Below are 13,710 nucleotides of genomic sequence, written 5' to 3' on the forward strand. Positions count from 1 at the left end.
TCCATCGCATTGCCCGCCGCCATCGACACGATCGGCGGGCAGACCATGGGCACGACCTGGTCGGTGAAGCTGGCCGTGCCGCGCTCCACCGACCTGCACGCGCTGCACGCCGAGGTGCAGGCGCAGCTCGGCGCCGTGGTGGCGCAGATGAGCAACTGGGAGGCGGACTCGGACCTGAGCCGTTACAACACCGCGTCCGCCGGCAGCTGGCAGGTGCTGCCGGGCGGTTTCTGGACGGTACTGTGTTGCGCGCTTGACATCGCGCGCGACAGCGACGGCGCCTACGACCCCACCGTCGGCCCACTGGTCGACGCCTGGGGCTTTGGTCCGTCCGGGCGCGGCACGCCGCCCCAGGCCGACGCCATCGCGGCCGCGCGTGAATGCGTCGGCTGGCGTCGCATCGAACTCGACACCGCATCACGCCGGGTGCTGCAACCCGGCGGCACGCACCTCGACCTGTGCGCGATCGCCAAGGGCCATGCGGTGGATGCCGTGGCCTCGCATCTGAAATCACGCGGCGTCGCCGCCGCGCTGGTCGAAGTCGGCGGCGAGCTGTACGGCTACGGCCGCAAGCCCGATGGCACGCCGTGGCGCGTGATCGTCGAAGCCTGGTCCGGCGACGAATACGACGACAGCGAGCCGCGCGTGCTGGCGCTGGATGGCCACGCCGTGGCGACGTCCGGCGACCGCTGGCATCGCTACGAGCACGACGGCCGGCAGTACAGCCATACCCTCGACCCGCGCACGGGCACGCCGGTGCGCGATGCGCCGGCGGCGGTCACTGTCATCGCCCGCGACGCCATGCACGCCGACGGCTGGGCCACCGCCTTGACCGTGCTCGGCAGCGACGCCGGCTACGACTTCGCCTGCGCGCGGGGACTGGCCGCGCGCTTCGTCGACACGCGTGGTGACGGCCGTGGCGAACGCATGACACCGGCCTTCATCGCCCTGCTCGCCCCATGAGCCGCACGCTGTCTCCGGCCGCGCCGGCATGGGCCTGGCTCGGCAATGCGCTGGCGCTGCTGGCCTTGCTGGCGGTTGCGATCGCGTTCGGCCGCTGGCAGGCGGACGCCTGGTGGGTCGCGGCGCCGCGCGACGGGCGCTGGATCGCGGCGGGCGCGGTGGTGCTGGCCTATGCCGGGTTCTGCGGTTGGCTGCTGGCACGGGCGCGACGGCAAGCACAGGTATCCGCCGCCTCCCCCTCAGACGCCGATGCCGTCGTGCTGGCCTGGGCCAGCCAGACCGGTTTTGCCCAGCAGCTGGCCGAGCACACGGCGCAGTCCCTGCGCGACGCCGGCACGCCGGTCCAGGTGCTGCCGCTGGATCAGGTGACGGTGGCGATGCTGCGCGAGCGGCACCGGGTCTTGTTCATCGTCAGCACCACCGGCGAAGGCGACCCGCCCGACCATGTCCTCGGCTTCACCCGCGGTGTACTCGGCCAGGCGGCGTCGTTGGATGGCCTGCGCTATGCGGTGCTGGCGCTCGGTGATCGCAGCTACGACCGCTTCTGTGCGTTCGGTCGTCGCCTCGACCAATGGCTGCACCACCACGGCGCGCAACCGTTGTTCGACCGCATCGAAGTCGACGCCGGCGACGCCGGCGCGCTGCGGCATTGGCAGCATCACCTCGGCCAGCTCGCCGGCCACCTCGACCTGCCGGACTGGAGCGTCCCCGCGTACCGGCCGTGGCGGTTGCAGGCACGGCAATGGCTCAACCCGGGCAGCGCCGGCGGCCCCGCCTACCACCTGGCATTGACGCCCGATGAAGCGGCCGACCTGGATTGGCAGGCCGGCGACCTCGTCGAGATCGGGCCGCGGCACGCCCAGACCGACATCGTCCACTGGCTCGGGCAGAGCGGACTGGACGGCACCACCGAAGTGATCGTTGCCGACGAGCGCTTGAGTCTGGCGGCCCTGCTCGCCCGCTCGCGCCTGCCGGACCCTGCCGCAGTGCACGCACGCACGCCGCAGGCCGTCGCCGACAGTCTGCAGGCACTGCCGCACCGCGAGTACTCGATCGCCTCGTTGCCAGCCGACGGCTCGTTGCAGCTGCTGGTGCGGCAGATGCGTCATCCCGACGGCCGCCTCGGCAGCGGCAGCGGCTGGCTGACCGCGCACGCGGCGCCGGGCGAACGAATCGACCTGCGCATCCGCCGCAATCCTTCGTTCCACCCGCCCAGCGACGACCGCCCGTTGATCCTGATCGGCAACGGCACCGGCCTGGCCGGTCTGCGCGCCCTGCTCAAGGCGCGCATCGGTGCGGGCCATTACCGCAACTGGCTGCTGTTCGGCGAGCGCAATGCCGCCCACGATTTCCACTACCACGACGAGATCGAGGCCTGGCTGCACGACGGCCGTTTGCAGCGGCTCGACCTGGCGTTCTCGCGCGATCAGGATTGCGGCCCCGGGAATCACGTCCAACCGAAAACCTATGTGCAGGACCGGTTGCGCGGACAGCTCGACCGGTTGCGCGACTGGCTCGCCGACGGCGCTGCTGTCTACGTCTGCGGCAGCCTGGAAGGCATGGCGCCGGGTGTCGACGCGGTGCTGCGCGAGGCGGTCGGCCTGGATACGCTGGAAGCCATGGCCACCGACGGCCGCTACCGCCGCGACGTCTACTGAGCGGCGATGGCGGCGCGTGCCAAGCACGCGATGCCGCCACTGGAGACCGACTAAGCCGGCGGGCGCGACTCGACCCGGATCAACAGCGCCTCGCCGCCGCCGTCGAGCACGTGCCGCAGGCGCTCGCCACCGGCAGCAAAGATCGCGCTGTCGCCGGCGGACAACGGCGGCAGTCCCGAGGCGTCAGCGAATTGCGCCTGACCGGCGATCAGATGCACCGCCCAGGTCGTGTGCGGCTCGACGAAGATCACCATCGGCCCCACCAGCGGCCGGTGCCAGAGATCGGCGTGGACGCGTTCGCGCCGCCACATCAGGTTGAAGTCGTGGGTCGGGCCGTCGAGCAGCTCACCGACCACCCCACGCTCGCCGGCGAAGCGCAGCCGGTCGTGCGGCGGATGCAGCTCCTGCACCTCGCCGTCGTCGAAGCGCAGGCGCAGGCCGTTGCCGGACAGCAGCACCAGTTCGCGATCGACGCCGGGAAAGACCGAGAACGCGGCATCGCGTTCGATCTCGGCGATCGACAGGCGCCAGTCCCAGGGCCGGGCGTCGTTTGCGGCGAGCGCCGTCGCGTCGATCGGCGCCGTCACGGCGCCGGCGAGGATCTCGCGCGTCCAGCCCAGTTGATTGCGCCAGCGTTCGCGCCGGTATTCATTGGCCGGGATCACCCACGAACGGCCGCTGTCTGCGATTGCCATCGATTCCACCCTGACTGTCCTGGAAACAGTCTAGCGAGCGTTCGGATCGGTGATCCGGTCCACGCTCACACAGCACACCGTCGAGCGAAGCCACAAAAAAGCACCGCCCGACCCGCAGATCCATCTACGGGCCGGGCGGTCGTACGTCCATGTCCAGGGCTCTCCCCCTGAATCCTTGAAGGGCATCCTTGCCCGGTCGACGGCCGGCGCCGCTTCCGTGCGGCCCGGCCGGGACATTCAGCGCCGGGTGACGGGGCGCGGTGCAGCGGCCACGGCCGTCTTTTTCGCCACCGGCGCGGCGCCACCGACCACGATGCGGTCGCGGTTCTTCTCGACCGTCTTCAGGCCGATGCCCTTGACCAGGGCCAGTTGCTCGGCGCTGCGGAAGGCGCCGTTGGCCTTGCGGTAGGCGACGATGGCATCGGCCTTGGCCGGGCCGACGTTGAGCAGCACCCGGTCGATGGTGGCGGCATCGGCGGTGTTGATATTGACCTTGTCGGCGGCGAAGGCCGTGCCGGCCAGCAACAGCGACAACAGCAGGGACTGGGCAATGAGGGCGAACGACTTCATGGCATGACTCCGTGAGATGAGTGGATTCCGTTCCGGCCGGCAGGCTGCGGTACATCCGCGTTTGCCGGTGGAAACAGTCTCCTCACCTGCAGGGCCCCAGCGTATCGCCGGAACCGCCGCGGCGAAGCCGGCGGACACCGCGGCACACGGTAGGAAAAGTCCTATCCGGTGCAGAGGCGTAAACTTGCGCTTTCCCCCGCTCGAGGCTCCTGTCCATGGACACCAGCAAGGTCGATCGCTACGTCGGCGAGAAATGGGACGACGAAATCGTCCCGCAGCTTGTCGAATACATCCGTATTCCCAACAAGTCGCCGATGTTCGACGCCGATTGGGTCAAGCACGGCTACATGGACGACGCCGTCAAGCTGATGGAGACCTGGGCCCGCGCGCAGTCGATCCCGGGCATGCAGGTCGAGGTGGTGCGCCTGGACGGCCGCACGCCGCTGATCTTCATCGACATCCCCGCCGCCAACGGTGGCAGCGACGCCGACTGCGTGCTGCTGTACGGCCACCTCGACAAGCAGCCGGAGATGACCGGCTGGGACGCCGACCTCGGCCCGTGGAAGCCGGTCATCAAGGGCGACAAGCTCTACGGCCGCGGCGGCGCCGACGACGGCTACGCGATCTTCGGCTCGCTGGCCGCGGTCATGGCGCTGCAGGAGCAGCAGCTGCCGCACGCGCGCTGCGTGATCCTGATCGAGGCCTGCGAGGAGTCCGGCAGCTACGACCTGCCCGCCTACGTCGATCACCTCGCCGACCGCATCGGCAAGCCGTCGCTGGTGGTGTGCCTGGACTCGGGCTGCGGCAACTACGACCAGCTGTGGTGCACGACCTCGCTGCGCGGCCTGGCCGGCGGCAATTTCACCGTCAAGGTGCTCAGCGAAGGCGTGCACTCGGGCGACGCCTCGGGCATCGTGCCGTCGAGCTTCCGCCTGCTGCGCCAGCTGTTGTCGCGGTTGGAGGACGAGACCAGCGGCAAGATCCTGATCGAAGGCCTGTACGTCGACGTGCCGGCCGAGCGCCTGGAGCAGGCGCGCAAGGCCGCGCAGGTGCTCGATACCGCCATCTTCGACAAGTTCCCGCTGCTGCCGGGGATGACGCCGATGGCCAATGACCTGACCGAACTGGTGCTCAACCGCACCTGGCGCCCGGCGCTGTCGGTGACCGGCGTCGACGGCATGCCGGCGCTGGCCTCGGCCGGCAACGTGCTGCGTCCCTACACCTCGGTGAAGCTGTCGCTGCGCCTGCCGCCGACCCTGGACGGCAAGCGCGCCGGCGAGCTGCTCAAGGAGGTGCTGCTGAGCAACCCGCCCAACGGCGCCCAGGTCACGCTGGAACTGGAAAAGTCCTCCAGCGGCTGGAACGCCCCGGCGCAGTCGCCGTGGCTGACCCGCGCCATAGACGCGGCCAGCCGCGAATTCTACGGACAGCCGGCGATGTACATGGGCGAAGGCGGCTCGATCCCGTTCATGGGCATGCTCGGCGAGAAGTTCCCGGGCGCGCAGTTCATGATCACCGGCGTGCTCGGCCCGCACTCCAACGCGCACGGCCCCAACGAGTTCCTGCACATCCCGATGGGCAAGCGCGTCACCGCCTGCGTGTCACGGGTGATCGCCGAGCACCACGCCGCCAGCCAGCGCGGCGAGACCACCGGCGCGGCGGTGGCGCCGGACAGCGGCGACCGCCACGGCGGCCACGGCTGCTGCTGAGCCGGCCCTCTCCCAGGCCGCCATTGGCGGCCTGTCCCTCTCCCACGATGGGGAGAGGGAGAAGTCAGCGTGGAGATCACCTCTCCCCTGGCGGGAGAGAGCCTGCCCTGGGCCTGTCGAAGGGTCGACGCGCACAGCGCGTCGGGAGAGGGGACTGCTAGGATGCCGGCGTGTCACCAACCACCCTGAGGAGGGGACGCTATGGGCAGCATCGTCTACACGATCATCATCGGCGCGGTTATCGGTGTACTCGCACGTTTCTTCAAGCCGGGTGCCGACCCGATGGGCTGGATCATCACCATCCTGCTCGGCATCGTCGGCGCCTACATCGGCAGCCTGCTGTACACCGGCGGTGGTTTCATCGGTTTCATCATCTCGATCATCTGCGCGGTCGTGTTGCTGTTCGTCTACGACCTGATCCGCAGGAAGACCGCCAAGCCCACAGCCTGAGCGGCGGCCGTAACGAAAAACCCCGGCACAGGCCGGGGTTTTTTTGTGGGCTGACCAAGCATGCCGGACACAAGCTGTAGGTGTCACTCCAGCAAGTAGTCGATGACCCGCTGCGCCAGCGCCTCGGCCGACGCGTTGACCGTGTCGAGGGTCAGCTCCGCCGATTCCGGCACCTCGTACGGCGAGTCGATGCCGGTGAAGTTGCGCAACTGGCCGGCACGCGCCTTGGCGTACAGGCCCTTGACGTCGCGCTGCTCGGCCACGGCCAGCGGCGTGTCGACATGGACCTCGACAAACTCATCCGCGGCGAACAACTCGCGCGCCATGCGTCGCTCCGCCAGGAACGGCGAGATGAAACTGACCAGCACGATCAGGCCGGCCTCGGTCATCAACCGGGCGACCTCGGCGACGCGGCGGATGTTCTCGACACGGTCCTCGTCGGTGAAGCCCAGGTCCTTGTTGAGGCCATGGCGGACGTTGTCGCCGTCGAGGATGAAGGTGTGGTAGCCCAGTGCATGCAGGTGCTTGTCGACCAGGTTGGCGATCGCCGATTTGCCCGCACCCGACAGGCCGGTGAACCACACGCAGCGTGGCCGCTGGCCCTTGCTGCGCGCACGCGCGGCCTGGTCGACGTCGACGTGCTGCCAGTGGATGTTGCCGGCACGGCGCAGGGCGAAGTCGAGCGTGCCGGCGGCGACGGTGGCGTTGGTCTGGCGGTCGATCAGGATGAAGCCGCCGAGCGTGCGGTTGTCGGCGTAGGCCTCGAACGGCAGCGGCTGGTCGAGATAGAGGTTGCAGTAGCCGACCTCGTTGAGCTCCAGGTGCTTGGCCGCCAGTGGCTCCTGCGTGTTGACGTCGGTCTTGTGCTTGATCTCGGTGACGCTGGCGCCGACCGTGCGCGTGCCAAGCTTGAGCCAGTACGGCCGGCCCGGCAGCAACGCCTGCTCGCCCATCCACAACAGGTGCGCGGCAAACTGGTCGGCCACCTGCGGCGGCTGCTTGGCGTCGGCGATGACGTCGCCGCGGCTGATGTCGAGCTCGTCAGCCAACGTCAGCGTGATCGCCTGGCCTTCACTGGCGACAGCGAGGTCGCCGTCGGCGGTGACGATGCGCGTGACCGTCGAACGCCGCCCCGACGGCAGCACAACAACCTCGTCACCGGGCCGCACCGCGCCCGCCGCGACGGTGCCGGCAAAACCACGGAAATCCCGGCTCTTATCGGTGCGATCCGGGCGATTGACCCACTGCACCGGCAAGCGAAAGCCAATGTCGGCACGCGGACGCGCGGCATCGACGGTATCCAGATACTCGAGCACGCTCGGCCCGTCGTACCACGGCGTTGCGGGCGAGCGCTGCAGCAGGTTGTCGCCCTTCAGTGCCGACAGCGGCACCGCTTGCACGTGCTCGATGCCCAGCTGCGCCGCCAGCGCCCGATAGCCGTCGGCGATCTCGTCGAAAACGGCCTGGTCGTAATCGACCAGATCCATCTTGTTCACCGCCAGCAGCACGTGGCGGATGCCGAGCAGCGAGACGATGTAACTGTGCCGGCGGGTCTGGGTCAGCAGGCCCTTGCGCGCATCGACCAGCACCACGGCGACGTCGGCGGTGGACGCGCCGGTGGCCATGTTGCGGGTGTACTGCTCGTGTCCGGGGCAGTCGGCGACGATGAACTTGCGCTTGTCGGTGCTGAAGAAGCGGTAGGCGACATCGATGGTGATGCCCTGCTCACGCTCCGCTGACAGGCCGTCGAGCAGCAGCGCATAGTCGATCTCGCCGTTCTGGGTGCCGTGGCGGCGGCTGTCGGATTCGAGCGTGGACAGCTGGTCGGCGAACAGCGCACGGCTGTCGTGCAGCAGACGGCCGATCAGCGTGCTCTTGCCGTCGTCGACGCTGCCGCAGGTAATGAAGCGCAGCAGGCCCTTGGTTTCGTGACGGTGCAGGTAGGTCGATACATCGACGTCGATGGCGCGTGCAAGTGTCATCAGAAGTAGCCCTCCTGCTTCTTCTTTTCCATCGACGCCGCGGGGTCGTGGTCGATCACCCGACCCTGGCGCTCGGAAGTGGTCGCCACCAGCATCTCGGCGATGATCTTCTCCAGCGTGTCGGCCTGCGATTCGATCGCGCCGGTCAAGGGGTAGCAGCCCAGCGTGCGGAAGCGGACCTGCTTCAGCATCGGCGTCTCACCCTCGTGCAGCGGCAGGCGTGCGTCATCGACCAGGATCAAGGCACCGTCGCGCTCGACCACCGGCCGCCTGGTCGCCAGGTACAGCGACGGCACCGGGATGCGCTCGCGGTAGATGTAGAGCCACACGTCGAGCTCGGTCCAGTTGGACAGCGGGAACGCGCGTACCGATTCGCCCTTGTGCAGGCGGGTGTTGTACAGGCTCCACAGCTCGGGGCGCTGGCTCTTCGGGTCCCAGCGGTGCTGCGCGCTGCGGAACGAGAAGATGCGCTCCTTGGCGCGCGATTTTTCCTCGTCGCGGCGGGCACCGCCGATGGCGGCGTCGAAACCGTACTGGTCCAGCGCCTGCTTGAGCGCCTGCGTCTTCATCACGTCGGTGTGCACGCTGGCGCCGTGGCTGATCGGGCCGATGCCCTGCGCGACGCCGTCGGGATTGACGTGCACGCGCAGGTCGACGCCGGTCTCGGCGGCACGACGGTCGCGGAAGGCGATCATCTCGCGGAACTTCCAGCCGGTGTCGACGTGCAGCAACGGGATCGGCGGCCGCGCCGGATGGAACGCCTTCAGCAGCAGGTGCAGCAGCACCGAGCTGTCCTTGCCGACCGAATACAGCAGCACCGGGTTATGGAACTCGGCCGCGACCTCCCGGATGATCTGGATGCTCTCGGCTTCGAGGCGGTCGAGGTGGCTTGGATCGACTGGCAGGGTCATCGTCGGGGATCGGGTTCGCTTGCGTCCTGGCCGGGCGTCCGGGCATGGGCGGTCGCGGCTCTCTGGGCACATTGTAGGAGCCGGGCCCGGCCCTCCCGGAAATAAGCGCCGGGCATGAACGCATAACCGACTTTCCTTTCATGCCGGCTGCGCACAGGCCTAGCCTGCGAACGTCGCCCTCATCTCACGGCCCGGCCGATGTCCGCTCCCGCCATCCTCGCTTCGCCCCTCACCGAGGATCGGCTGGTTTCGCTCGCACGTGTGACCGAAGGCCTGGGCGTGGACGGGCTGTGGTGGCTGTCGGGCTATGCGGCCGGCCTGGCCAGTCGCGGGGCAACGCCATCGCTCGCGGTGGCGGCCCAGGTCGAAGCGCAGTCCGGCGCCCGCCTGACCATCGTCTACGGCAGCCAGACCGGCAACGCCAAGCGTGTCGCCGAACAATTGGCACGCCAGGGCGAGAGCGCCGGCCTGCACGTGCGCCTGCTGCGCGCCGACGCCTACCCCACCCGCGAACTCAAGGACGAGCGCCACCTCTACCTGGTGATCAGCACCCAGGGCGACGGCGATCCGCCCGACGACGCGCGCAGCCTGGTCGAATTCATCGCCGGCAAGCGCGCACCAGCACTCAAGCAATTGCGTTACGCCGTGCTCGGCCTGGGTGATTCGAGCTACCCGCAGTTCTGCGCGATCGGGCAGAAGCTCGATGCACGCCTGGCCGAACTCGGCGCGACCCGCCTGCTGCCGCGCGGCGATGCCGACCTCGACATCGACAGCGTCGCCGCCCCCTGGTTGGAGCAGGCCTTGGCCCAGGCCAAGGAAACCTTGAAGCCGTCCGCCCCGCTGGCCACGGTCACGCCGCTGCGGCCCCTGCCCGCGGCACCTGCCTACACCCGCGATGCGCCGTATGCGGCGGAGCTGCTGGCCAGCCAGCGCATCACCGGACGTGGTGGCGACAAAGACGTGCGCCACATCGAACTGTCGCTGGAAGGCTCCGGCCTGAGCTACGCGCCCGGCGATGCGCTGGGTCTGTGGCCGCGCAATCCGCCGGCGCTGGTCGAGGCGGTGCTGCGCACGCTCGAGCTGGACGGCGACGCCGCCGTGACCCACTCCGGCCAAAGCCTGCCGCTGCGCGAATGGCTGGGCGGGAAGCGCGAACTGACCAAGCTGTCGCGTCCGTTTGTCGCCAGCCACGCCGCCCAGTCGCGCAGCGACGAGCTCAACCGCCTGCTCGCCCCCGACCAGGCCGCACAACTGACCCGACTGCTCGCCGAGCATCAGGTCATCGACCTGCTGCAGCGTTACGACAGCGCCTGGGCACCGGAGGAACTGGTCGCTGCCTTGCGCCCGCTGACGCCGCGGCTGTATTCGATCGCGTCCAGCCAGAAGCTGGTCGGCGAGGAGGCGCACCTCACTGTCGCCCATGTCGAGTACACCCACGGTGGCGACACACGCTGGGGCGCGGCCTCGCACCAGTTCGCCACGGCCGAGGAAGGCGCGCGGCTGCCGGTGTTCATCGAGCACAACGAGCGCTTCCGCCTGCCTGCCGAGCCGTCGCGCGACGTGATCATGATCGGGCCGGGCACCGGCGTCGCGCCGTTCCGTGGCTTCGTCCAGGAACGCGCGGCGACACGCCCAATGACGACGGGCACCCGCGGTCGCAACTGGCTGCTGTTCGGCAACCCGCATTTCCGCAGCGACTTCCTCTACCAGGTCGAATGGCAGCAGGCCCTGAAGGACGGCACGCTGCACCGCCTCGACCTCGCCTTCTCGCGCGACCAGGCCGACAAGGTCTATGTCCAGCACAAGCTGCGCGAGCACGGTCGCGACCTGTTCGACTGGCTCGAAGGCGGCGCCCACCTCTATGTCTGCGGCGATGCCACGCGCATGGCCAAGGACGTGCACGCCGCGCTGCTGGCGGTAATCGCCGAGCACGGCGGCAAGTCGGCGGGAGACGCCGGGGATTACCTGAACACCCTGCAGTCGCAGGGCCGATATGCGCGGGATGTGTACTGATGAACCTTCACCCCTCTCCTGCCCTCGCTCGTCGTTCCCGCGAAGGCGGGAACCCATGGACGTTCGTTTACGAAGGAAATGAACTGCAAACCGCCTACGTGGAGATAACGGGCTGGAGGGCCGTCGCATGAGCGCCCACTCCGTCGAGGACATCAAGCATGACAGCGCGCGCCTGCGCGGCACGCTGTTGGAGTCGCTGGCCAATCCGATCACTGGCGCCTTCTTTGATGACGACCAGACGCTGATCAAGTACCACGGCAGCTACCAGCAGGACGACCGCGACATCCGCGACGAGCGCCGCCTGCAGAAGCTGGAGCCGGCTTACAGCTTCATGATCCGCACGCGCACACCGGGCGGCGTGGTGACGCCGGCGCAATGGCTCAAGCTCGACGCCATCGCTACCACTTACGCCGAGCGTGGCCTGCGCATCACCACCCGTCAGGCGTTCCAGTTCCACGGCGTGATCAAGACCGAGTTGAAGGCCACGATGCAGGCGATCAACGCGGCCTTGATCGACACGCTGGCCGCCTGCGGCGACGTCAACCGCAACGTCGCCGTCGCCGCCAACCCGCAGCAGTCGCAGGCGCACGCGACCGTGTACGCACAGGCGGCGGCCCTGTCGGAGCACCTGCTGCCCAACACCCGCGCCTACTACGAGATCTGGCTGGACGAGGAGCGCGTCGCCGGCAGCGGCAGCGAGGACGAGCCGATCTACGGCGCCACCTACCTGCCGCGCAAGTTCAAGATCGGCTTCGCGATCCCGCCGTACAACGATGTCGACGTGTTCGCGCAGGACCTGGGCTATATCGCCATCCTGGATGAAGACGGCGGAATCGCCGGCTACAACGTCAGCATCGGCGGCGGCATGGGCGCGACCCACGGCGACCCGGACACCTACCCGCGCCTGGGCGACGTGATCGGCTTCGTCACCCCCGACCAGGTCATCGCCGTCGGTGAGGCCGTGGTCACCGCGCAGCGCGACCACGGCAACCGCGCCGTGCGCAAGCGCGCGCGACTGAAGTACACCATCGACGATCACGGGCTCGATTGGTTCAAGGCCGAAGTCGAACGGCGTGCCGGGTTCTCTCTCCTCCCGGCGCGGCCGTTCGACTTCGTCCACAACGGTGACCGCTTTGGCTGGGTCCACGGCGACGACCGTGGCGGCGGCGACGGGCGCGCGCACCTGACCCTGCGCATCCCGGCCGGACGCATCTGGGACAAGACCGAGGCAAACGGCAACGGTGTCGCCCACCTGAGCGGCCTGCGCGCCATCGCGCGCCTGCTGGCCGATGCGGACGACGGCGATGCCGGTGCGCATTTCCGCATGACGCCAAACCAGAACCTGGTGATCGCCGGCGTACCGGCGGATTTACGCGATGCCATCGACGCGCTGGTGACCCAGTACGACCTCGACGGCTACCGCAGCGCCTCCGCGCTGCAGCGCAATGCCCTGGCCTGCGTCGCGCTGCCGACCTGCGGCCTGGCCATGGCCGAGGCCGAGCGCTACCTGCCGGCACTGGTCGGCAAGATCGAAACCCTGCTCGCCGCGCACGGCATCGCCGATGCGCCGATCCACCTGCGCATCAGCGGCTGCCCCAACGGCTGCTCGCGGCCGTACCTCGGCGAGATCGCATTGGTCGGCAAGGCGCCCGGGCGCTACAACCTGATGCTCGGCGCCGACCACCGCGGGCAACGGCTCAACACGCTGTACCGCGAGAACATCGCCGAGCCGGAAATCCTCGCCGCGCTCGACCCGTTGCTGGCGCGCTACGCCCACGAGCGCGGGACCGACGAAGGCTTCGGCGATTTCCTCGTGCGCAGCGCCGTCGTCGTCCCACCCAGACACATCCCCCTGGCCCTGCATACCGAATCCGCCCCGAGAGCATCCGCATGAGCGCCCCGCCCGACCCCGTCACCGCCGCCGAATCGCCGCGCGCGCTGGCCGAACTCAACCAGTGGCTGGCGCAGCGCAGCGCGTCCGAGCGCGTCGCCTGGGCGCTGGAGCACACCGCCGGCGCCCACGCGCTGTCGTCGAGTTTCGGTGCACAGGCAGCGGTGTCGCTGCACCTGGTCACCCGGCAGCAGGCGGATATCCCGGTGATCCTGATCGACACCGGCTACCTGTTCCCCGAGACCTACCGCTTCATCGACACGATCACCGACCGGCTCACCCTCAATCTCCAGGTTTATCGCCCGCAGATCGGCATCGCCTGGATGGAGGCCCGGCTGGGCAAGTTGTGGGAAGGAGGACTGGAAGGCATCGAGCGCTACAACCGCCTGCGCAAGGTCGAACCGATGCAGCGCGCACTGAACGATCTGGGCGTGCGCACCTGGATCGCCGGGCTGCGCCGCAGCCAGTCGCGCAGCCGGGCCCACATCGATTTCCTCGAACTGCGCGACGGCCGCTGGAAGCTGCACCCGCTCGCCGACTGGAGCGATCGCGACGTGTGGAGTTACCTGCAGCAGCACGACCTGCCCTACCACCCGCTCTGGCACGAAGGCTACGTTTCGATCGGCGACGTGCACACCACACGGCCACTGCAGCCCGGCATGACGGAGGAGGACACCCGCTTCTTTGGCCTCAAGCGCGAGTGCGGACTGCACTTTGACAGCGAGCCGAACGCGGCGTGACGTGTCCCGTGCAGCAGCGCAGGATTGATCCTGCGCGATGGCCTGCAGCCCGCTGCGGGTACGCACCCACTGACCCAACAAGTCACCGCCACGGCCGTCACCGGGCGCTCGCCACCGCCTGAGACCAC

General features: G+C 68.9%; 11 protein-coding genes. 7 read left to right on the forward strand and 4 right to left on the reverse strand.

Annotation, left to right across the window (positions count from 1 at the left end):
- Nucleotides 1-45: 45 nt before the first annotated feature.
- A complete protein-coding gene (locus ACFOLC_RS04070; protein WP_386757982.1) occupies nt 46-963 on the forward strand; it encodes an FAD:protein FMN transferase in 918 nt (305 codons plus the stop codon).
- Nucleotides 960-2,621 (forward strand): sulfite reductase subunit alpha, encoded by a 1,662-nt coding sequence (locus tag ACFOLC_RS04075; protein WP_386757752.1) that lies wholly within the window; start codon nt 960-962, stop codon nt 2,619-2,621. Before ACFOLC_RS04070 ends, ACFOLC_RS04075 begins: the two co-directional genes overlap by 4 nt.
- A 50-nt stretch (nt 2,622-2,671) precedes the next feature.
- Here ACFOLC_RS04075 and ACFOLC_RS04080 read toward each other — a convergent pair whose 3' ends face one another.
- Both ACFOLC_RS04080 and ACFOLC_RS04085 read right to left on the reverse strand, forming a co-directional pair.
- The gene (locus ACFOLC_RS04080; RefSeq protein WP_386757754.1) at nt 2,672-3,316 is read right to left on the reverse strand and encodes a HutD/Ves family protein; all 645 of its coding nucleotides are present in this window, start codon (nt 3,314-3,316) and stop codon (nt 2,672-2,674) included.
- A gap of 237 nt (nt 3,317-3,553) precedes the next feature.
- Nucleotides 3,554-3,886, reverse strand: a complete 333-nt coding sequence (locus ACFOLC_RS04085) for a ComEA family DNA-binding protein (protein WP_386757756.1) — start codon at nt 3,884-3,886, stop codon at nt 3,554-3,556.
- A gap of 215 nt (nt 3,887-4,101) precedes the next feature.
- Here ACFOLC_RS04085 and ACFOLC_RS04090 point away from each other — a divergent pair, with 215 nt between their 5' ends.
- Entirely contained in the window at nt 4,102-5,595 is a 1,494-nt protein-coding gene (locus ACFOLC_RS04090; RefSeq protein WP_386757758.1) for a M20 family metallopeptidase, read from the forward strand.
- 201 nt (nt 5,596-5,796) lie between these two features.
- Nucleotides 5,797-6,045: a GlsB/YeaQ/YmgE family stress response membrane protein gene (locus ACFOLC_RS04095; protein ID WP_386757760.1), complete on the forward strand. Its 249-nt coding sequence runs from the start codon at nt 5,797-5,799 to the stop codon at nt 6,043-6,045.
- Nucleotides 6,046-6,128: 83 nt separating this feature from the next.
- Here ACFOLC_RS04095 and cysN read toward each other — a convergent pair whose 3' ends face one another.
- Nucleotides 6,129-8,027 (reverse strand): sulfate adenylyltransferase subunit CysN, encoded by a 1,899-nt coding sequence (gene cysN, locus ACFOLC_RS04100; protein WP_386757762.1) that lies wholly within the window; start codon nt 8,025-8,027, stop codon nt 6,129-6,131.
- Nucleotides 8,027-8,938, reverse strand: coding sequence for a sulfate adenylyltransferase subunit CysD (cysD, locus tag ACFOLC_RS04105; protein ID WP_386757764.1), 912 nt, complete (start codon nt 8,936-8,938; stop codon nt 8,027-8,029). Before cysD ends, cysN begins: the two co-directional genes overlap by 1 nt.
- Before the next feature lie 198 nt (nt 8,939-9,136).
- On the opposite strand from cysD, the gene ACFOLC_RS04110 reads away from it, so the two are divergent.
- The 3 genes from ACFOLC_RS04110 to ACFOLC_RS04120 all read left to right on the forward strand — a co-directional run bounded on the left by ACFOLC_RS04110 (nt 9,137) and on the right by ACFOLC_RS04120 (nt 13,582).
- On the forward strand, nt 9,137-10,951 hold the full coding sequence (locus ACFOLC_RS04110) for an assimilatory sulfite reductase (NADPH) flavoprotein subunit (protein ID WP_386757766.1): 1,815 nt from the start codon (nt 9,137-9,139) through the stop codon (nt 10,949-10,951).
- 127 nt (nt 10,952-11,078) lie between these two features.
- A complete protein-coding gene (cysI, locus tag ACFOLC_RS04115) occupies nt 11,079-12,845 on the forward strand; it encodes an assimilatory sulfite reductase (NADPH) hemoprotein subunit (RefSeq protein ID WP_386757768.1) in 1,767 nt (588 codons plus the stop codon).
- Nucleotides 12,842-13,582, forward strand: a complete 741-nt coding sequence (locus tag ACFOLC_RS04120) for a phosphoadenylyl-sulfate reductase (protein WP_386757770.1) — start codon at nt 12,842-12,844, stop codon at nt 13,580-13,582. The genes cysI and ACFOLC_RS04120 overlap by 4 nt, the downstream gene beginning before the upstream one ends.
- Nucleotides 13,583-13,710: the final 128 nt, after the last annotated feature.

Source organism: Lysobacter cavernae (assembly GCF_042648505.1).
GTDB classification, from domain to species: domain Bacteria; phylum Pseudomonadota; class Gammaproteobacteria; order Xanthomonadales; family Xanthomonadaceae; genus Lysobacter_L; species Lysobacter_L cavernae.